At 77.4% G+C, this 19,931-nt stretch carries 18 protein-coding genes and 1 riboswitch; of the genes, 5 read left to right on the top strand and 13 right to left on the bottom strand.

Translation table 11 applies throughout. From position 1 onward, the window contains the following. Positions 1 to 137: 137 nt before the first annotated feature. Together E9549_RS18215 and E9549_RS18210 are read left to right on the top strand one after the other, a co-directional pair. The gene (locus E9549_RS18215; protein WP_236828012.1) at positions 138 to 1,601 is read left to right on the top strand and encodes a hypothetical protein; all 1,464 of its coding nucleotides are present in this window, start codon (positions 138 to 140) and stop codon (positions 1,599 to 1,601) included. A 75-nt stretch (positions 1,602 to 1,676) separates the two neighbouring features. After that, a complete protein-coding gene (locus E9549_RS18210; RefSeq protein ID WP_236828011.1) occupies positions 1,677 to 2,693 on the top strand; it encodes a cyclopropane-fatty-acyl-phospholipid synthase family protein in 1,017 nt (338 codons plus the stop codon). A gap of 21 nt (positions 2,694 to 2,714) precedes the next feature. Here E9549_RS18210 and E9549_RS18205 read toward each other — a convergent pair whose 3' ends face one another. From E9549_RS18205 to E9549_RS18195, 3 genes are all read right to left on the bottom strand, one after another. Then, positions 2,715 to 4,217, bottom strand: coding sequence for an NAD(P)/FAD-dependent oxidoreductase (locus E9549_RS18205; protein WP_236828010.1), 1,503 nt, complete (start codon positions 4,215 to 4,217; stop codon positions 2,715 to 2,717). 37 nt (positions 4,218 to 4,254) lie between these two features. Next, a complete protein-coding gene (locus tag E9549_RS18200) occupies positions 4,255 to 5,919 on the bottom strand; it encodes a SpoIIE family protein phosphatase (RefSeq protein ID WP_236828009.1) in 1,665 nt (554 codons plus the stop codon). 134 nt (positions 5,920 to 6,053) lie between these two features. Then, a complete protein-coding gene (locus E9549_RS18195; RefSeq protein ID WP_236828008.1) occupies positions 6,054 to 7,172 on the bottom strand; it encodes a spore photoproduct lyase family protein in 1,119 nt (372 codons plus the stop codon). 52 nt (positions 7,173 to 7,224) lie between these two features. On the opposite strand from E9549_RS18195, the gene E9549_RS18190 reads away from it, so the two are divergent. Then, the gene (locus E9549_RS18190; RefSeq protein WP_236828007.1) at positions 7,225 to 8,001 is read left to right on the top strand and encodes a LamB/YcsF family protein; all 777 of its coding nucleotides are present in this window, start codon (positions 7,225 to 7,227) and stop codon (positions 7,999 to 8,001) included. 4 nt (positions 8,002 to 8,005) lie between these two features. Here E9549_RS18190 and E9549_RS18185 read toward each other — a convergent pair whose 3' ends face one another. Then, entirely contained in the window at positions 8,006 to 8,734 is a 729-nt protein-coding gene (locus E9549_RS18185) for a GAF domain-containing protein (RefSeq protein WP_236828006.1), read from the bottom strand. Continuing rightward, positions 8,731 to 9,891: a hypothetical protein gene (locus E9549_RS18180; protein ID WP_236828005.1), complete on the bottom strand. Its 1,161-nt coding sequence runs from the start codon at positions 9,889 to 9,891 to the stop codon at positions 8,731 to 8,733. Before E9549_RS18180 ends, E9549_RS18185 begins: the two co-directional genes overlap by 4 nt. Positions 9,892 to 9,963: 72 nt before the next feature. Between E9549_RS18180 and E9549_RS18175 the strand changes: the two genes are divergently transcribed. Then, the gene (locus E9549_RS18175; RefSeq protein ID WP_236828004.1) at positions 9,964 to 10,593 is read left to right on the top strand and encodes an allophanate hydrolase subunit 1; all 630 of its coding nucleotides are present in this window, start codon (positions 9,964 to 9,966) and stop codon (positions 10,591 to 10,593) included. Then, the gene (locus E9549_RS18170) at positions 10,594 to 11,445 is read left to right on the top strand and encodes a biotin-dependent carboxyltransferase family protein (protein ID WP_236828003.1); all 852 of its coding nucleotides are present in this window, start codon (positions 10,594 to 10,596) and stop codon (positions 11,443 to 11,445) included. Positions 11,446 to 11,585: 140 nt separating this feature from the next. Here E9549_RS18170 and E9549_RS18165 read toward each other — a convergent pair whose 3' ends face one another. The 8 genes from E9549_RS18165 to glgA all read right to left on the bottom strand — a co-directional run bounded on the left by E9549_RS18165 (position 11,586) and on the right by glgA (position 19,741). After that, positions 11,586 to 12,392 carry an ABC transporter ATP-binding protein gene (locus tag E9549_RS18165; RefSeq protein WP_236828002.1) on the bottom strand — a complete coding sequence of 269 codons (807 nt, stop codon included), beginning with the start codon at positions 12,390 to 12,392 and terminating at the stop codon, positions 11,586 to 11,588. Further along, positions 12,389 to 13,486 (bottom strand): iron ABC transporter permease, encoded by a 1,098-nt coding sequence (locus E9549_RS18160; RefSeq protein ID WP_236828001.1) that lies wholly within the window; start codon positions 13,484 to 13,486, stop codon positions 12,389 to 12,391. The genes E9549_RS18165 and E9549_RS18160 overlap by 4 nt, the downstream gene beginning before the upstream one ends. Before the next feature lie 14 nt (positions 13,487 to 13,500). Beyond that, entirely contained in the window at positions 13,501 to 14,478 is a 978-nt protein-coding gene (locus E9549_RS18155) for an ABC transporter substrate-binding protein (protein WP_236828000.1), read from the bottom strand. A 104-nt stretch (positions 14,479 to 14,582) separates the two neighbouring features. Continuing rightward, positions 14,583 to 14,644: riboswitch (cobalamin riboswitch) on the bottom strand. An 89-nt stretch (positions 14,645 to 14,733) separates the two neighbouring features. After that, positions 14,734 to 15,294 carry a signal peptidase I gene (lepB, locus tag E9549_RS18150; RefSeq protein ID WP_236827999.1) on the bottom strand — a complete coding sequence of 187 codons (561 nt, stop codon included), beginning with the start codon at positions 15,292 to 15,294 and terminating at the stop codon, positions 14,734 to 14,736. 150 nt (positions 15,295 to 15,444) lie between these two features. After that, positions 15,445 to 16,779, bottom strand: a complete 1,335-nt coding sequence (locus E9549_RS18145) for a sensor histidine kinase (protein WP_236827998.1) — start codon at positions 16,777 to 16,779, stop codon at positions 15,445 to 15,447. Between the two features lie 9 nt (positions 16,780 to 16,788). After that, complete coding sequence (locus E9549_RS18140) at positions 16,789 to 17,463, bottom strand: response regulator transcription factor (RefSeq protein WP_236827997.1); 675 nt, start codon at positions 17,461 to 17,463, stop codon at positions 16,789 to 16,791. Positions 17,464 to 17,685: 222 nt separating this feature from the next. Then, a complete protein-coding gene (locus E9549_RS18135) occupies positions 17,686 to 18,096 on the bottom strand; it encodes a response regulator transcription factor (RefSeq protein WP_236827996.1) in 411 nt (136 codons plus the stop codon). Positions 18,097 to 18,565: 469 nt separating this feature from the next. Next, the gene (gene glgA / locus E9549_RS18130; RefSeq protein ID WP_236827995.1) at positions 18,566 to 19,741 is read right to left on the bottom strand and encodes a glycogen synthase; all 1,176 of its coding nucleotides are present in this window, start codon (positions 19,739 to 19,741) and stop codon (positions 18,566 to 18,568) included. Positions 19,742 to 19,931 lie beyond the last annotated feature (190 nt).

The following is a 19,931-nucleotide window of genomic DNA, read 5'->3' as shown; positions in this document are numbered from 1 at the left end:
GGGGAGGGCGGTGGCTGCGACTGCCATAGCCAGAACCGGACGTGCTCAACCCAGTCGTGCTCCCGACGCCCCGATCGGGTCCCCGAGGTGCTGCCCCGCGGGGTGCCGCGAGAAGCTGGGCGGGTGGAGGAGGCTGCATGAGCGAGGACCTGGGGGTCGTGTTCCCCGCGGGGACCGACGGCCGGCGGAGCACGGCAGCCCTGGGCCGGGCCGTCGTCGCGGACGCGCTGCGCCCCGCCGACGCCGCGGGCGCGCTGGCCGCCGAGCGGGAGACCAACTGGCGGGCGGGGTACCTGACGCACTTCCGCCGGCTGGTGGAGGCCGGCCTGCCCTCGCCCGACGCGGCGCGGTCCATCGCGGACGCCGGGCTGGCCTCCCTGCACGCGCGCATGCGGGTGGCCGGCCCCGAGGGGGAGACCGGCCTCGCCGCGCTGGCGACGGCGCCCGCCGGCCGCGCGCTGGGCACCGCCGAGGTCACCGGCACCGCCGAGCCCGAGCGGGAGCTGTCGCTGCCGTTCCACGGCGGGCGCCTGCGGGGGGACGCGCTGCTGCGGCGCCTCGACGACTGGGTGGCCTCCGGGGTGGTGGAGCCCTCGTGCGCGGAGGCGGTGCGGACCGTCGCCGCGCACCCGGAGTGGCTCTCGCTACCCGGCCGCACCGTCGTCGTCCTGGGCGCGGGCGCGGAGATGGGGCCGCTCACCGCGCTGCTGCGCTGGGGGGCGCGCGTCGCCGGCGTCGACCTGCCCCGTGCCCCGCTCTGGGAGCGCGTGCTCGACCTCGCGCGCGGCGGCGCCGGCACCCTGCTGCTGCCGACGGCGGTGCCCGGCGCCGAGCCGGACCCGGCGCGGGCCGGGGCGGACCTGATCGCCGAGGTGCCCGCGGTCGCCGACTGGGCGGCCGGGCTGCCCGGGGAGCTCGTGCTCGGCAACTACGTCTACGCCGACGGCGCCACGAACGTGCGGGTCTCCACGGCGGTGGACGCGTTGACCGTGCGCCTGGCGGGGGAGCGGCCGGAGCTCGCTCTGGCCTTCCTCGCCACGCCGACCGACGTCTTCGCCGTCCCCGCCGACGCGGTGGCGCAGTCGGTCGAGGCCTACGCCCGGCGCACCCGCACGGCGAAGCTGCTGGGGCGCCCCCTGCGGACGGTGTCGGGCGGCCGGTTGCTGCAGCGCGCCTACGTGCCCGGCACGGATCCGGGGATCGCCGACAGCCTGGTGGCCCAGCAGGGGCCCAACTACGCGCTCGCCAAGCGCCTGCAGCGGTGGCGGGCCACGGTCGCGCGCGCGGCGGGGAGCACGGTGTCGATGAACGTCGCGCCGCCGACGCGCACCCGGTCGGTGGTGAAGAACCGGGCGCTGGCCGCGGCCTACGCCGGGGCGCACCGGTTCGGCGTCGAGATCTTCGAGCCGGCCACCTCGAACGTCCTCATGGCCGCGCTGCTGGTGCACGACCTGCACACCGGGGGCGGCCCGGTCCACGAGCACCCGTGGCAGGACGAGGCCCACGAGGCGGCGCACGGCGGGCTGTGGCGCGCGGCCTACCAGCCGCGCAGCGCCCTCGGGCTGGCCGCGCTGCTCGGCTACGGGGCCGCCCGCGGCTGACCTGCGCGGGGGAGGTGCTGGCGCCGACGGCACCGGCGCGCCAGAGTGGTGCCCGGCCCACCGGTGGGAGCGCAGATGCCTCGGTTGTTCGGCGCACGGACCCTGGTCACCGTCCTCCGGACGGGGAACGCCCGCGCCCGGCTGCGCGCGGCGCGGGACGGGCAGGCGGGCGTCCGGCTGCACGTGGCGGCGGCCGGTCTGGCCACCGGGGTGCTCGACGCGGTGGCGGACGGTGCGGGCAGCACACCGGAGCTCGCCCGCCGGCTGGGCGTGGCCGAGGAGGAGCTCCTGGGCGCCTTCCTGGCGGTGCTGGCCGCGGGCCGGCTGGTCCGGGGCGACGCCGCCCGCTGGGAGCTGGCGGCCGCCGGCCGGGCCGTGGTCGGCGACGACCTGGTCCGCGCCACGTACGAGGCGTTCGCCGGGTTCCACACCGGGCTCTACCGCGACCTCGGGGACCTGCTGGCCGGCGGCCCCCGGCGGCGGGACGTCGCCGAGCAGGGGGCGGTCGTCGCCCGCGTCTCGGCGGCGTTCGAGCCGTTCGTCGACGACGTCCTGCGGGAGGTGGTGGCGGCGGCGCCCCCGCGGCGGGTGCTCGACGTCGGCTGCGGGGCGGGGCTGCAGCTGGCCACGGTGCTCGCCGCGGCGCCGGGGGCGGAGGGCGTCGGGGTGGACGTCGACGCCGACGCCGCCGCGCTCGCCCGGCGGACCCTCGAGCAGCGCGGCCTGGCGGGACGGGCCACGGTCGTGCAGGACGACGTCCGGCGGCTGCCCCGGGACCGCCCGTTCGACCTGGCGCTGGCGGCGAACGTCGTCTACTACCTCCCGGTGGAGGAGCGGGCCGCCCTCTTCGCCGACGTGGCCGCCCGGCTCGCACCGGGGGGCACGCTGCTGGTGGTGACCACGGTGGCGACGCCGCAGCTGTTCAGCCGCCACTTCGACCTGCTCCTGCGGGCGCAGGAGGGGGCCATGTCCCTGCCGTCGGTCGACGAGCTCACCACCGCGCTGCGCGACGCCGGCCTGCGGCCCCGGGAGCCGCGGCGCATCGCCCCGGGGGCGCCGCTCGTCGCCGTGGCGGCGGTCCGCCCGTCCTGATCGCCCCGGCCGCCGGCCCGCTCAGGCGGGGCCGACGAGGCCGGCGACGATCTCGGCGGAGAGGCCCACCAGCGGCAGCCCGCCGCCGGGGTGCGCCGAGCCGCCGACCAGGAACAGCCCGGGGACGCGGGAGGCGTTGCCCGGGCGCAGGAACGCCGCGCGCGAGCCGTTGCTGGAGGTGCCGTAGATCGACCCGCCGACGCTGCCGGTGCCGCGCGCGAGGTCGGCCGGCGTGCGCACCACGCGCCAGCGCAGCCGGTCCCGGACGTCGAGGCCGCGCCGGGCCAGGACGTCGAGCACCCGGTCGGCGTACCCCTCGGCCAGCCCGGGGGCGTCCCAGTCGACGCCGTGCACCGGGTCGTGGCGGGGCGCGTTCACCAGCACGAACCACGACTCGCTGTCGCCGTCGGGCACGAGCGCGGGGTCGTGCGGCGCGCTCACGTAGACGGTGGGGTCGGCGACGGGGGAAGGCCGGCCCGCGTGGCGGCCGGTGCCGAAGACGGCGTCGAACTCCGCGTCGTAGTCCCTCGGGAACAGCACGGTGTGGTGCTCCAGCACCGGGGTCCGGCCGCGCAGCGCGAGCAGGAGCACGAACCCCGAGAGCGACGGCGTGGCCCGGGCCAGGTCCCGCCGGACGCTCCGCGTGCGCGGGTCCGGCGGGAGCAGCCCCCCGTGCAGGGCCGCGGCGTCGACCCCGGAGACGACGACGTCGGCCGCCAGCCGCTCGCCGTCGGCCAGTTCCACGCCGGACACCCGGCCACCGGACACGAGCACCCGGCGGACGGCGCACCCGGTGCGCAGCACCGCGCCGTGCGCGACCGCCCGGTCCAGCACCGCATGCCCGAGCCGGTGCAGCCCACCGGTCACGTACCAGGAGCCGAACGCCTGCTCGGCGTACGGCACGGTCGCCAGCACGGCCGGCGCACGCCGCGGGTCGGAGCCGGAGTAGGTGGCGTAGCGGTCCAGCAGGGTGCGCAGGTGGGGGTGCCGCAGGTGGTCGCGGCCCAGCCCGCGGAGCGACCGCCAGGGCGCGATCGCGGCGACGTCGGCCGGGCGCCGGGCCAGCCGCGCCAGCGTCGTCGCCCCGGCCAGCGGGGTGCGCAGGAACGGCTCCTCGCTGATCCGCCACATCGCGGCCGCCCGCTCCATGAGCGCGGCCCACTGCGCCCCGGTGCCGACGCCCAGGGCGTCGTCGAGCGCGGCCGGCACGGCGTCCGCGTGGCCCGGCAGGGTCAGCCGGGTGCCGTCGCCGAACCGGTAGCCGACCGCGGGATCCAGCCGGACCAGCTCGACGGCGTCCTCGAGCCGGCCACCGGTCGCGGCGAACAGGTCCCGGTACACCTGCGGCAGGGTGACCAGGCTCGGCCCGGTGTCGAAGGAGTGCCCGTCGCGGGTGAACCAGCCGAGCTTCCCGCCGACGCCGTCCGCCTGCTCCACGAGGGTGACGGCGTGGCCCAGGGCCGCCAGCCGGGCCGCGGCCGCCAGCCCGCCGAGACCGGCGCCCACGACCACCACCCGTGCCACCGGCCCACCGTAGCCAGGGGCGGCCGGCGGGCCGCGGTCAGCGCGGGACGGAGAGCGCCAGGACGGCGAGGTCGTCGTGCTCGTGCCGGGAGCCGGCGAGCTGCCGCTCGACCGCGCCCGAGACCGCGTCGATCGTCTCCCGCGCCGCGCCGGTGACCACGCCCCCGACGACCCGGAGCAGGGCCTCCTCGCCGTACTGGACACCGCGGTCGTCGCGTGCCTCGGTGACCCCGTCGGTGTAGAGCACCAGCGTCGCGCCCGGCGGCAGGTCGACCACCTCCTCGGCGAAGGTGACCCCGGCGTCGATGCCCAGGGGGCGCCCGGCGGTGCCGACGGCGGCGGTGGTGCCGTCGGGGTGGCGCAGCAGGGGCAACGGGTGGCCGGCCACGCTGATCGAGGCGCGCTGCCCGCTCCCGGCGGGTTCGAGGACGAGGCAGCAGGCGGTGACGAACCGGAGCGGGGCGCTGCCCTGCTCGTGCAGGAGGGCGGCGTTCACCGCGCCCAGGATCGCCGCGGCGCTGCCGGACGCCGCGGCCGCGCGGGCCGTGTGCCGGGTGACGGCGGTGACGGCGGCCGCCTCCGCGCCGGTGCCGCAGACGTCGGCGATGAGCACCATCCAGCGGCCGTCGGGCAGCGGCGTGACGTCGTAGGTGTCGCCCCCGACGAGGGCGGCCTCGCCGCCGGCCCGGTAGGTCGCCGCCAGCTCGACCCCGGGGATCGACGGCAGGTGGGAGGGCAGCAGGCTGCGCTGCAGGGTGTCCGCGAGCTCGCGCACCACCGACTCGGCGCGCAGCCGGGCGAGGAACTGGCCGATCTGCCGGCCGGCGTGCCCGAGCACCTCCAGCAGTTCCGGCGGCACGGGACGCGACTGCGTGGAGAACAGCTCGCAGACCGCGAGCAGCGTGTCCCCGCTGAGCACGGGGAAGGCGACGCCGGTGCTGAGCCCGTCGGCGCGCACCTCGTCGCGGCGGACCACCCGGGGGTCCGCGGTGAGGTCCTCGACCACCACCGGGACCCGGTGCGACCAGGCGCGCCCCGGGAGGCCCTCCCCGCGGCGGAACACCCGGCGGGGGGCGTCGGCGGCCAGCGCCGGGACATCGGCACCGGGCGCGGCCCACGTCCCGGCGTGCACCAGCCGGCCGTGGTCGGGATCGGCCTGCCACAGCAGCGCGGCGTCCCAGTCCAGCTCGGTGCAGAGCGTCGGGAGCAGCTGGTGGAACGCGACGTCGGCGTCGGCGGCCTCGGTGAGGGCGGCCGTGACCCGCAGGGTCGCCGCCAGGTAGCGGCTGACCTGCAGCTGCCGCTCCAGCAGGATCGTGGTGCTGGCGTCGCGCAGCACCCCCACGATCGACGCCTCCTCGGCGCCGGCGCCCGGGTAGGGCTCCACGCGGGCCAGCGTCACGTCGATGGAGACCTCGTGGCCGTCGACGTGCAGGGCCGGCAGCTGCGTGGTGTTGCCGACCAGCTCACCGCGGCCGGTCGTGAGGAACCGGTTGATGTGGCCGCTGTGCCCGGAGCGGAACCGGGTGGGCATGATCTCGGTCAGGTCGCGACCGAGCAGGTCGGCCGGCGCGTAGCCCAGGAGCGCGGACACCGCCGGGTTGACGTAGGTCACCCGACCTCGGCTGTCGGCGACGACGACCGTGTCGGGCAGGGCGGCCAGCAGCGTCGCCGCCGGCACGCCAGAGGTGGCCTCGGGCACCCTTCCCCCTCGAGCACGCGATGCGCGACGGGACGCTGCTTCCCCGTCGCGACCAGCAGCCTCTCACACCCCCGGTGAGCGTGCCGCCACGGAACGTCGACATGTGGCCAGGTCGACACCGCGACATGTCGCCGTCAGAAGGCGTACCGGATGCGCAGCCACGGCGCCTCCCGGGCGACCAGCTCGCGCAGCCGTGCGACGGCCGCCCGCTTGACCCCGGCCCGGTAGCGCACGTTGTCCTGGCCGTTCTGGCTGCGCTTGGGTTCCTGCAGGTCGGGCCGCCACAGCAGCTGCTCCGCGGTGGGGTGCCAGCCGAGGTTGACCTCGTGCAGCGCCTCGTTGTGGGTGAGCATGATGACCTCGGCGGCGGCCTGGGCCTTCGCCGCGGCGCCGAGCTCGTCGTCCAGGCGCGCCAGCAGCTCGGCCCAGGCCTGCTCCCAGCCCTCGCGCAGGACGACGGGGGAGAGGTTCAGGTGCACCTCGTAGCCGGCCGCGACGAAGTCGTCGACCGCGGCGATGCGCTCGGCGACCCGGCTGGTGCGCACGTCGAGCACCCGCGCGTCCTCGTCGGGCATGACGGAGAAGCGGACCCGGGTCCGCCCGCGCGGGTCGAGGTCGAGCAGCTGCCGGTTGACGTACTTGGTGGCGAACGACGCCTTCGCCGTCGGCAGGTCGCGGAAGGTCGCCACCAGGTCGGCGACGTTGTCGCTGACCAGCGCGTCGACCGAGCAGTCGCTGTTCTCGCCGATGTCGTACACCCAGGCCGCCGGGTCGCACTGGTCGGGCACGGTCCTGGGCCCCTGCCGGGCCACGTGCCGGCGCAGGTGCCCGGTGATCTGGTCGATGTTGGTGAACACCGTGATGGGGTTGGCGAAGCCCTTGCGCCGCGGCACGTAGCAGTAGGCGCAGGCCATCGCGCAGCCGTTGGCGAGGCCGGGGGCGATGAAGTCCGCCGAGCGGCCGTTCGGCCGGGTGACCAGACCCTTCCGGACGCCCAGCACCAGCGTCTCGGTCTTCACCCGGACCCAGCGCTCGACGTTGCCGGCGTTGCCGTGCAGCTCGGGGATCCGCCAGTGCGAGGGCACCTCGACCACCTCGACCCCGGGGAAGCGACCCAGCACCTGCCGCCCGCGCGGGGAGTCCAGGGCGGCCGGCTCCGCGTAGATCCGGCGGACCTGGAGCAGGTGGTTGGCCGGCATCGGCGCCGGCGGCGGCTCGACGTCGAAGAGCGTGAGCGGCTCGGCGGCTCCCATGCCGGGTGCAGCGCCCGCCGGGTGCCCGCCATTCCGGTGCGAGACTGCGCGCGTGACCGCACCCGGCGCCCCCCGCATCGACCTGAACGCCGACCTGGGCGAGGGGTTCGGCGTCTGGCGCCTGGGTGACGACGACGCGCTGCTGGAGGTGGTGAGCAGCGCCAACGTGGCCTGCGGCTTCCACGCGGGAGACCCGCTGACCATGCGCCGCGTGTGCGCCGCGGCCGTCACCGCCGGGGTGGCGATCGGCGCCCAGGTGTCCTACCGGGACCTCGCCGGCTTCGGCCGGCGGTTCGTCGACGTGGCCCCGGACGAGCTGGCCGCCGACGTCCTCTACCAGCTCGCCGCTCTGGACGGCGTGGCCCGGGCGGCCGGCGGCCGGGTCTCCTACGTCAAGCCGCACGGCGCCCTCTACAACGCCGTGGTGCACCACGCGGCGCAGGCGCGCGCCGTCGTCGAGGCGGTCGCCGCCTACGACGCGGGGCTGCCCCTCCTCGGCCTGCCGGGCTCGCTGCTGCTGAGCACCGCCGAGGACGCGGGGCTGCCGACCGTGGCGGAGGGCTTCGCCGACCGCGGGTACGCCCCCGACGGCACGCTGGTGCCGCGGGGAGCAGCGGGGGCGCTGGTGCACGACCCGGCCGTCGTGGCCGAGCGGGCGGTGCGGATGGCCGCCGACGGTGCCGTGGTCGCCGTGGACGGCAGCGTGGTGCGGGTCGAGGTGGCCTCCGTGTGCGTGCACGGGGACACCCCCGGCGCGGTGCGGCTGGCGCGGACGGTGCGGGCCGCGCTGGAGGTCGCCGGGCTGCGGGTCGGGCCGTTCACCGGGTGACCGGTCAGCCGCGCGGGCGCAGGTCCTCCAGCGACCGGTGGCCGTCGAGCAGGTCGGCGGCGACCTCGTCGACGGAACGCCCCGCCGCGTAGGCGTCGACGCGGAGCAGGCCCAGCGCCTCCACCGGGTCGACGTCGAGGGCGACGCTCAGCTTGCCCACCGCCTCCCACACCGCCGCCCGCCGCCGCGGCCCCGGGCCCTGCAGCCACCCCGGCCCCTCGGCGGGCGTCCAGGTCGACCACACCGTCGCGTCGCTGAGCGCCGAGGTGACCAGCTCACCCACCGCGACCGCCTCGAAGACGTCGAGCGCCGCGACGTCGGCCGGCCGGGTGAAGAACAGGTCGAGCGCCCCCGGCCCGGCGGGGCCCGGGCGGAGGGGGAGGGCGACGACGGCGCGGAAACCCGTGCCGCCCAGCAGCAGGTCGGCGAAGAGCGGCCAGCGGCGCCGCAGGTCCTCCTCGACGGCGAACACCGGCTGGCCCGTGGTCTCCGCGGCCGCGCACGGTCCCTCGCCCGCGGTGAACTGCATGCGCTCGGCCCCGGCTGCCTCCGGGCTGCTGGCCCCCAGGGGGATCCGCCGGCCGGTGCCGTCGACGAGGGTCAGGCCGGCGCCGTCGACCCCGAGCAGGTCGGCGGCGGCCCGGCTCAGCCGCACCGGGAGCGCCTCCGGCCCGGCCAGCGCGGGGTCGGAGTGCCGCGCGAGCGCCGCCTCGAACCGCCTGCCGATGGTCACGCCCGATTGTCCGCCCGCACCCCGGGATCCACATCCCGCGACGTGTCCTCCGCCGTCCCCGGCCGGTAGGTGTAGGCCGCTTCCCGCACCGCCTCGTCGGACTCCAGCCCGGCCCCCAGCGCACCGCCGACGGTCGCCAGCGAGCAGGTGAGCCAGGCCAGCTCCAGGTAGTCCGAGAGGGCCGCCGGGTGCCCCAGCCCCTCGGCGAAGAGCGGCTCGACGACCAGCAGCAGCCCGCCGAGCAGGGCGAGCACGAACAGCGCGAGGTACAGCGACAGCACCCCGATGGCCACGGTGGCGACGGTGGCGGCGTTGAACAGCGCGACCTGCTTGCGCACCCGCCGGCTCCGCGGCCGCTCCCACAGCTCGGCGCCCACGACGAGGGTGCCCGCGATGGCCACGACCGAGCCCACGCCGACCAGCGCCAGCCGCCACGCCCCGTAGGCGTCGGCCAGCCGCCAGATGTCCGGGGTCACGAGCGCGAACACCCCGGCGGCGATCGCCGCGGTCAGCGCGCGGGACAGCCGGATCGCCAGCCGCCAGGGCCGATTGGCCCGCACCATGCCGCTGAGCAGGCGCAGGTTGCCCGAGAGGACGCGGGCGGTGAACCGGACGCCCTCGGCGGCGTCGGCCGGGTCGGTGGCCAGCTGGCGCAGCCGGAGGCCGAGCACCGCCCGGTCGCCGGGGTCCGCGGGGTCGTCGTCGCCGTCGCTCACCAGGGCCTGCACCAGGCCGGCCGCCGTCCCCACCGCCCGGCGCCGTCGCCCCACGGCCCCGAGCGCGGGCAGCGAGAGCACCCCGACGCCGTGCACCGGGCTCGCGTGGGCGACGACCGGGCGCCGGGACACCTCGAGCGGGACGTCGGTGAGGCAGACCGCGAGGTCCCAGTCGGCCGACAGCAGCCGCTCGCGGGTGGCGGCGACGAGCTCGGCGTCGTCGGCCGGGGGCTGCACCAGCCCGTCCTCGACCACCGGCACCTGCCAGGTGACCTCGGGGTGCCGGGCCGCCAGCTCCGCGGCGAGGTCGCCGGCCAGGCCCCGGGCCAGCTCGGCGGCCGCGCCGGGGGCGGCGACCAGGCCGACCACCACGGTGGGCGCGACGCCGGGAGCGGTCCCCGCGTCGTCGCGGGGGTCCTGGGCGGCCGGCGGCGAGATCACGGCGGGCCAGCATTCCACCCCGCCCCCGGTCCGGCGGACCGGGGCGCTCGCCCGGTGCCCGATCATGGGGCGGTGACGGGCACCGAGGGCAGCCACCGCGCGACGGCGTACGGCGACCGCGCGGTGCTGGTGGAGGCCGCCGACCCGGCCGACGTGCCCGGGCTGCACGCGGCGCTGCTCGCCGCCCCGCTCACCGGGCAGGCCGACCTGGTGCCCGCGGCGCGCACCGTCCTCGTGCTGCTCGACCGGCCGGTGACCGACCGGGACCTGGCCGCGCTCCAGAGGCTCGTCCCCGCCGTCCCCGGCGATGGCTCCGCGAGGGAGCCCGTGGTGCTGCCGGTGGTGTTCGACGGGCCGGACCTGGCCGAGGTCGCCCGCCGCACCGGGCGTACGGCCGACGGCGTCGTCGCCGCGCTGACCGGCGCCGCGCTCACCGTGGCCTTCGGCGGGTTCGCCCCCGGCTTCGGCTACCTGACCGGGCTCCCGGCGGACCTGCACGTGCCACGCCGGGCCACCCCCCGCACCCGGGTGCCGGCCGGGTCGGTCGGGCTGGCCGGGCCCTACGCCGGGGTCTACCCCCGCGCCTCGCCCGGGGGGTGGCAGCTCGTCGGGCGCACCGACGCGGTGCTCTTCGACGTCGACCGGGACCCACCCGCGTTGCTCGCGCCGGGTACGCCGGTCCGGTTCCGGGCGGTGGGCTGAGTGCTGACCGTGCTCGCACCCGGCCCGTTCGCGACGGTGCAGGACGCCGGCAGGACCGGCTGGGCCTCGATCGGCGTGCCGCGCTCGGGCGCCGCCGACCGGCCGGCGGCGGCGCTGGCCAACCGGCTGGTGGGCAACGACCCCGCGGCGGCGGTGGTCGAGGCGACGGCCGGGGGGCTGCGGGTGCGGGCCGAGCGCACCCTGCTGGTGGCGGTGACCGGTGCGCCGGTGCCCGTCGTCGTCGACGGCCGACCGGCCCCGTTCGCCGCGCCGACCACGCTGCGACCCGGCGCCGTGCTGGCGCTGGGCACCCCGCGGGTGGGGCTGCGCAGCTACCTCGCGGTGCGCGGCGGCATCGACGTCCCGCCGGTGCTCGGGTCGCGAAGCACGGACACGCTGTCCGGCCTGGGCCCGCCCGCGCTGGCCGCGGGGAGGCGGTTGCCGGTCGGCGGGCTGGCGGGGGAGGAGCCGGTCGTCGACGTCGCCCCCGTGGCCGGGCCGCCGGAGCGTCCGGTGCTGCGGCTGCTGCCCGGCCCGCGGCGCGACTGGTTCGACGGCGCGGCGTGGCCGGCGCTGATCTCCGGGGCCTGGGAGGTGGCCGCCGACAGCGACCGGGTGGGCCTGCGGCTGGCCGGGCCCCGGCTCCGGCGGGCCCGCGACGGCGAGCTGGCCAGCGAGGGGCTGGTGCCCGGTGCGCTGCAGGTGCCGCCGGACGGCGCCCCGGTGCTCTTCCTGGCCGACCACCCGGTCACCGGGGGCTACCCGGTGCTCGCCGTCGTCGTCACCGCGGACCTGCCGGTGGCCGCGCAGCTGCGGCCGGGGGACCGGGTCCGCTTCCGCGCCGCGCGCTGACCTGCGCCGCGTGGCTGCCGTGAACCGGTGGTGCTCCCGGGCGAGTCGCGCTCTGCCCGCACCCGCGGGGCAGAGCGCTACCGCCGTCAGGACGACTGCGCCCCCTCCCCGTCGTCACCGGAGCGGCGGGCCTGACCCGCTCAGGCGCCGCGGACGGGCAGGACGGCCGGACCGTGGGGCCCGGGGACGATCCGCGCGCGGGCGCCGTAGTGCTCCGCCAGCACCGCGGCGGTGAGCACCTGCTCCGGGCTGCCCTCGGCGACCACCCGGCCCTCGGCGAGCAGCGTGAGGTGGTCGGCGTACTGCCCGGCGAGGGTCAGGTCGTGCAGCGTGCTCAGCACGGTCAGCCCGTCCTGCCGGCGCAGCCGGTCGAGCAGGTCGAGCACCTGCTGGGCGTGGCCGAGGTCGAGTGCGGCGGTCGGCTCGTCGAGCAGGAGCACCCGCGGCTGCTGGGCCAGCGCCCGGGCGAGGACGGCGCGCTGCTGCTCCCCGCCGGACAGGGTGACGACGGCCCGGTCGGCCAGCCCGTCGAGCTCCAGCCGGCCCATGACGTCGGCGACAACCTCCCGGTCGACCCGGCGGGGCGCGGCCAGCAGCGGGCGGTGCGGGGTGCGCCCCAGCAGGACGTAGTCCCGCGTGCTGACCCCGTCGGGGAGCACCGGCAGCTGCGGGGCGTAGGCCAGCAGGCGGGCGCGGTCGCGGCGTGGCATGCCGGCCAGCGGCAGGCCGTCGATGCGCACCTGCCCCGCGTGGGGGTGCAGGCCCAGCACCGAGCGCAGCAGCGTGGACTTCCCCGACCCGTTGGGGCCGATGACGCCCAGCCAGCCACCGGGCTCCACGGTCAACCGGACGGCGGAGAGCACCGGTCGCCGTCCGTAGCCGGCGTCCAGGCCGACCACCTCCACCCGCGCGCCGCCGCGCGGGTCCACCGGGCCCCGGCCGCTCACCGCCGCCGCGCCCCCGCCCACAGCAGGCCCGCGAAGAACGGGGCGCCGACGAACGCGGTGACCACCCCCAGCGGCAGCTCCGCGGGGGACAGGACGGTGCGGGCGAGCAGGTCGGCGAGCACCAGGAACGCCCCACCGGCGAGCAGGGACACCGGCAGCACCCGGGCGTTCGCGGCGCCGACCAGCCGCCGGACGATGTGCGGCACGACCAGGCCGACGAAGCCGATGAGCCCGCTGACCGCGACGGCGGACGCGGTCGCGAGCGAGGCGGCGACCACCACCAGCAGCCGCAACCGGCCCGGGTGCACGCCCAGCGAACGCGCCTCGTCGTCACCGACGGCGAGCACGTCCAGCGGCCGGGCGCAGAGCAGCAGCGTGCCCACGGCCACCCCGAGGTAGGGCAGCACCAGGCCGACGTCGGACCACTGGGCGCCACCGAGGTGGCCGAGCAGCCAGCCGTAGATCTCCCGCAGGTCGTCGGTGTTCTGCTGCTGCACCAGCGTCTGCGCCGCCGCCAGGAACGCGGCCACGGCGATGCCGGCCAGCAGCAGCGACGCGCTCTGCGACCCGCCGGCGGCGTGCCCCAGGGCCAGGGCGCAGCCGACACCGACCAGCGCGCCGACGAAGGCGGCCAGGGGGACGACCCCGACCGGGCCGATCTGCTGGCCGGGTGCGTAGGCGATCACCAGGGTGGCGCCCAGCCCGGCCCCGGCCGCGGCACCGAGCAGGTAGGGGTCGGCGAGCGGGTTGCGGAACACCCCCTGGTAGGCCGCGCCCGAGACGGCCAGCCCGGCGCCGACCAGGACCGCGAGCACCACGCGGGGCAGGCGGAGCTCCACCAGCACCGCTCCGCGGGTGCCCTCGAGCGCGCCGGGCACGTCGATCCCCAGCGGCGCCACCGCGCGGTCGAGCAGCGTGGCGACGACCGCGCCCGGCGGCAGCGGCACCGCACCGACCCACACCGCCGCCAGCACCGCCGCCACCAGGACGACCGCGGTCCCGGTGCCGGCGAGGAACGCCGAGCGCCGCGAACGCACGGCACCCGGTCCGGCCGGGGTGCGGCCGGACCGGGTGCCGGGTGCTGCGGTGCTCATGCCGGGGGAGGTCCTCAGCCCTGGAGCGCCCCGGCGACGGTCTCGGCGAAGTCCGCGACGCGCGGGCCCCAGCGGGAGGCGACGTCGTCGTCGGCCTCCACGACCCGGCCCTGCACGACCGCCGGTACCTCGCCGAAGCCCGGCCGCTGCGCGACGGTCTCCGCGGTCTGGGCGCAGCACTTGGTGTCGGCCAGCACGATGATGTCCGGCGCCTGGTCGACGACGTACTCGGCGGAGAGCTGCGGGTAGCCGCCGCTGGCGTCGGCCGCGCCGTCGGCGATGTTCTCCAGGCCGAACAGGCCGTAGATGCTGCCGATGAACGTGCTGCTGTCCGCGGAGTACAGCTCCGGGCCGAGCTCGTGGAACACCCGCTGCCCCGCGGCATCGGCGGGCACGGAGTCGACGGCGGCCTGGATGCGGTCGCGCACGTCGGCCACGACCTCGGCGGCCTCCTCCGGGTGGCCGGTCGCCTCGCCGAGCAGCTCCAGCTGCGCGTAGGTGTCGTCGAGGTCGGTGGCCGCCTCGAGCAGCAGCACCGGCACGTCGAGGGTCTCGAGCGCGTCGACGATGCCGTTGGTGTCGTTGCTGAGCACGACGAGGTCCGGGTCGTACCCGGCGATGGCCTCGGCGTTGGGCGTGAACGCCGACAGGTCCGTCGTCGGCGCCTCCGCCGGGTGGTTGGAGTTGTCGTCGGCGGCCTCGACCTGGTTCCCGGCGCCGATGGCGAACAGCATCTCCGTCGCCGTGGCCGACATGGAGACGATGTCCTCGGGACGTTCCTCGAGCGTCACCTGGCCGTTGTCCCCGGTGACCGTGACCGGGAAGTCGCCGGCGGCCGACGAGGGTGCGGGCTCGTCGGCGGTCGTGCCGGACGACCCGCCGCAGGCGGTCAGGGCGAGCAGGGGAGCGGCCAGCAGACCGACGAGGGCGCGGGAGCGCCGCCGCGGGGCGGACGAGGTCGACCGCGGAGCGCGGGGGGAAGTGCCGGGCAAGGAGGGCCTCCACGGGAGGCGGCGAGCGTCGTCGCCCGAGCTGGTCGGACGCCCGGTGCGCGACCCCTGCCGCGAGGGTCGGGTGCACGGCGCAGGGCAGGCGATCTGGCTCGGCCCCCGTGGGAGGCCTTCACAGTTGCGGGACAGCGCCGGGTTCGCACCGGACTTCGCTGCTGCTGCGCCGCCGGCGCGGGGCCGGCGGGCTGAAAGGTACCAGCGCCGGCGGTGCCGGCCGTCCGCGCGCTGGCCGGCGGCTCAGCAGGGCGTGCCGGGCACGGTGCGGGGGGAGGGCCAGGCCGTGGCCAGGACCACCCCGCGGAGCCGTGACTCGTCGACGGGTCCGAAGACGCGGGAGTCGACCGAGCCCTCGCGCTCGTCGCCGAGCAGGAACACCGACCCGTCGGGGACGCGGACCGGCCCGAACCAGACGCCGTCCAGGCGTGCCGGGTCGCTCCACGGCTCGCAGACGGCCGTGCCGTCCACCACCAGGACGCCGTCCTCGACGGCGACGGACTCCCCGCCCAACGCCACCACCCGCTTGACCAGCGGTGCGGTGCCCGGTTGCAGGGGATCGGCCACGACGACGTCCCAGCGCTCCACCGACACCGGCCACCGGAGGACCAGCGCCAGGTCGCCCGCGTCGATCGACGGCGCCATGCTGCCGGACGAGACGCGCACCAGCTGCACCGGGAACAGGCCCAGCACGGAGAGCACCAGGCAGACGAGGAAGCCGGCGCCCAGGCGCACGAGCAGGGACGACCGCTCCCGGCGCGCGGCACGCGGCGCGGCGTGCCGCCCGGCCGGGCGGTCAGCCACGGCCGGATCCGGCGACGTCCATCTCGGCTGCTCCCGTCCACCGCCGCGGTCGGCGCGGTGGCACCACGGTGCCCCGGGGGGCCCGCCGGCGGGCAGCCGCACCCGGGGGCATCGCCCGACCCCCCGTCCGGGGGGTTCCCGCGCCGGAGCTCACCGCTCGGGTGCGACCGGGAGGTGCACCGCGACGCGAGCCCCGCCGCCCGGCCGGTCGCCGATCTCGACCCGGCCGCCCAGCGCGGCGACGCGCTCGGCCAGCAGCTTCAGCCCCAGGTGCCCCTCGGGGCTGCCGCGGTAGGCCGGGCCGAAGCCGGCGCCGTCGTCGGCCACCTCCAGGCGGACCGCCGTCTGCGGCCCGTCGCCCTCCGCTTCCAGCGTCACCCAGACCCGGGTCGCCCGGGCGTGGTGGACCACGTTGGCCAGCGTCTCCTTGGCGGTGCGGTAGAGGACCGCGGCCTGCTGGGGGCCCAGCGGCGGCAGCGGCCCGGTCTGCACGTCGACGCCCAGGCCCTGCTCCTGGAGCGGGAGGGCGAGGTCGTCCAGCGCCCGAGGGAGCCCGTCGGCCGAGAGGTCCGGGGGGTAGACGTCGAGCATGACGCGGCGCAGCGAGGCGACGGCGGTCCGCACCACGCCCGCCAGCCGGTCGACCATGGCCCGCCGCTCCTCCGGGACGCTGTTGCGCAGCGCGCTCAGGGCGTAGCTGACGCCGGCCAGGTCCTGCACCGGGCCGTCGTGCAGGTCGGCGGCGATCGCCCGGCGCTCCCGCTCGGAGGACTCGAGGGCGGCGTCGGCCAGGGCGGCGCGCTCGGCGTCGTTGCGCCGGACCCGCTTGGCCAGCGAGGCGGCGATGGGGAACTGGACCGCCTGCAGCAGCACCAGGCCGCCGAGCGCCATCGGCAGGATCTCCCCCCGCAGCCGGGAGGCCTGCCGGGCGATGACGCCGTAGTCGTAGTAGATCTCGAGCACGAGGTTCTCGCCCCCGGCCGGCAGCGGGGCGTAGACCTCGAGGGCCGGGTCACCGTTCGGCGCCCGGTAGGTGGTGTCCGGGGAGTCGTCGATCTCGGCGAACACACGGCCGGCGAGCGCTGCCCGCAGCTCGGCGCCGAGCGGCTCCTGCTCGCCGATGAGCCGGCGATCGCTGGAGTAGACGACCCGACCCTGGTCGTCCCAGACGATGATGGACTCGATCGAGGGGTCCCGGAGCCGGTTGGCGACGGCGCGCTCGAACTCGATCCGGTCGGCCACCGTCCCGTTCAGGTAGCCGGGCACCAGAGGTCCCAGCGCCACGGTGGCGATCCGCACCGTGGTCCGCTCCACCTCGTCGAGCGCGTTCGACCGGGCGATGCGCTCGCTGATGAACACGGTGGCGGTCGAGACGGCGACGAGGGCCAGGGCGGCCGCGACGGAGAAGTAGGTCAGTTCCCGTCCGATCCGCGATGCGGGCCGGCGGCGGTACCACGCTCGGTGGTACGGGCCCTCAGCGGTCATCCTCCGCGTTCAGCGCTCGCGGGAGGCCGACAGCAGCCCCAGCTCCTGGGCCTTGATCACGGCCTCCAGCTGCGACCGGACCCCGAGCTTGGTGTGCAGCGACTTGACGTAGCCCCGGCACGTCTCGACGGTGATGCCCAGCAGCCGGGCGATGCCCTTGACCTGCATGCCGCGGCCCAGGCAGTCCAGCACCTCCTTCTCCCGGCGGGTGAGCACGGGCGGAGCGGCGGTGCGGACGGTGGGGGCCGACTGGGCGCCGCCGGTGAAGGCGGACGGCGCGACGATCATCTGCCCGAGCCGGACGCGCGAGAGGACGTCGATCATCTCCTCCAGCGAGCCGTTCTTCGGGATGTAGGCCGAGGCGCCGGCCTGGGCGGCCCGCACCACCCAGGCGGGGTCGCAGTGCCCGGTGACCACCGCGACGATGGTGCCGGGCGAGACCTCCCGGATCTGCCGGGTGGCGGTCAGCCCGTCCTGGCGCGGCATCTCGATGTCCATGATCACGATGTCGGGGCGGAGGTCCCGCGCCATGGCCACGGCCTGGGCGGCGGAGCCCGCCGTGCCCACCGGCTCCATGCCGGCCGACCGGAGGGCGCCGGCGAGGAGTTCCGCGAAGGTCCGGTGGTCGTCGACCACGAGGAAGCGTGCCGCGTCGACGCGGGCGGGACGGTCGGGCAAGGTCATGAGCGGCACGGTCGACTCCCCAGTTGCCGTGGCCTCCCGGGAGGGAGGCTCTCCGTTGCCGGGCGAGTATGCGGATGACCAGCGCCTTGTGGTACGGCAACGACCCGTACCGGGACCTTGGTCCTCATCCTGTGGGCTTGATCACCGTCGCGCCCTCGCGCTGAGTCGCCACGGGGGTGCGGTGCGTTCCCGCTCCGGAGGCGGTAACCCGGACCGCCGGCGTCAGAAGGGGCGTCCCCCGCAGGCCGCCGTCTCCGGCCAGGCGCTGCCCCCGTCGGCGACGGTGCGGATGTGGTCGGTCAGGGCGTCGGAGTCCTCGCCCTTGGCGAGGAAACCCGCCGCGCCCAGCGCCCTGGCCTCCGCCACGAGACCCGACCCGACGGTGCCGGTCAGCAGCACGACCCTGACGTCGGGGCACTCCTCGCGCAGTCGCGCGGCGGCCTCCAGCCCGGTCATCCGGGGCATCACGTGGTCCAGCAGCGCGACGTGCGGACGGGTCGACCGCGCGGCCGGCAGGACCTCGTCCCCGTCGGAGCAGGCGGCCACGACCGCGATGTCGGGGGTGGACCCGAAGAGGTCCACCAGCGCGAGCCGGACCCCCGTGTGGTCATCGGCTATCAGCAGGCGGATCACGTGCACCCCTGTTCTGAGGTGGCAACCGCGGGCGCCGGTGGTTCCAGCGCGGCGGCGGCAGCGGGTGTGGCCGGGTGGCAGTCTGCTTGCCCGGTCGCCGGGGTGCCAACCGGGGCGGGGCGGGCCCGCGCGCTGCGCGGGTCGCGGATCGGTCGGTCCCGGCCCGGGTGGTGGTCCGCTACGGGACCGCGACGAGGACGGCGGGGCGGTTGCCGGGCCGGAGGCCCGGAGGACCGGACGCGCGAGCGCCGGACGGTGCCGACGGGCGCCGGCTCACGGTCGCGCGGTCGGGCGGTGAGTGGGTGCGGGGCGGCATGCGGTGCTCCTGGGCGGGCGGGTCCGGTGCCCCTCCGGCGGGGGCGGGACCATGCGGAGAGTCTCGACGCGCCGGGGGGCTGCGGACAGCCGAGGGGTGGGGAGTCCGTGCCCCCAAAGTGAGGGGCCGATCACACTGCCGTCGGTCGTCCGCTCAGCGGGCGGCGAGGACCTCCGCGTAGACCTGCACCGTCTGCCGGGCGATCGCCTCCCAGCCGAAGTCGGCGACGACCCGCTCCCGGCCCGCGGCGCCCATGGCGGCGGCGCGGTCGGGGTCGGCCAGCAGCTCACCCGTGCGGGCGGCCAGACCGGCGGCGAACCCGGCCGGGTCGGCCTCGTCGTAGGGCACCAGCAGACCCGTGCGGCCGTCGTCCACGACCTCCGGGATGCCGCCCACCGCGCTGGCGACGACGGCGGTGCCGCAGGCCGCGGCCTCCAGGTTGACGATGCCGAGCGGCTCGTACACCGAGGGGCAGACGAACACCGTGGCGCCCGTGATCAGCGGGACCAGCTGCTCGCGCGGCAGCATCTCCTCGATCCACACGACGCCGTCGCGGCGGGTCTGCAGGTCGGCGACCGCATCGGCGACCTGCTGCCGCTCGGCCGGGGTGTCGGCGGCGCCGGCGCACAGCACCAGCCCGGCGTCGGCGGGGAGCTGGTCGGCCGCGGCCAGCAGGTGCACCAGCCCCTTCTGCCGGGTGATCCGCCCGACGAAGAGCGCGTACGGCCGGTCGGGGTCCACGCCCAGCCCGCGGACGACGTCGGGTGAGTGCACCGGCCGGTAGGCCTGCGCGTCGACGCCGTTGCGGACCACGTGCACCCGCGCCGGGTCCAGCTCCGGGTAGACGGCCAGCACGTCCTCCCGCATGCCCGAGCTCACCGCGACGACGGCGTCGGCGGCCAGGTAGGCGGTGCGCTCGGCCCACGAGGACAGCCGGTAACCGCCGCCGAGCTGGTCGGCCTTCCACGGCCGCCGCGGCTCCAGGGAGTGCGCGGTGACCACGTGGGGGACGCCGTGCACCAGCGAGGCGAGCAGACCGGCGGTGTTGGCGTACCAGGTGTGGCTGTGCACCAGGTCGACGCCGGCCAGCGCGGCGGCGATGCCGACGTCGACGCCGACCGCCTGCAGCGCGCCGTTGGCGCCGGCGAGCTCCGCGGGGACGGCGTGCGCGGTCGCGTCCGGACGGGGTCCGCCGAAGCAGTGGACGTCGACGTCGACGGCCTCCCCGCCCGGCAACGTGCGCAAGGCCGCGACCAGGTGCTCGACGTGCACTCCCGCGCCGCCGTAGACGTCCGGCGGCCATTCTCGCGTGACGATCCCGATGCGCACGGCGACACCCTAAGAGGACCCCGCTGCCCCCCGCTGCTCGCGAGCTCGCAGCGGCCCCCTGCAGCGGAGCCGTTCCGACCGGTCACCGGCTCGGGGCGGGCCCCGGACGGGGCCGTTCCACCCGGTCACGGGCTCGCGGTGGCCCGGGCGGCGCATCACCCGTTCGGACCGGGGCGCGGGGCGCGTGCGG

Origin of the sequence: Blastococcus sp. MG754426 (assembly GCF_021699055.1) — a bacterium.
Lineage (GTDB): Bacteria > Actinomycetota > Actinomycetes > Mycobacteriales > Geodermatophilaceae > Blastococcus.
Note: the sequence above shows the minus strand (reverse complement) of the source record. Positions and strands in the feature narration are given on the sequence as shown.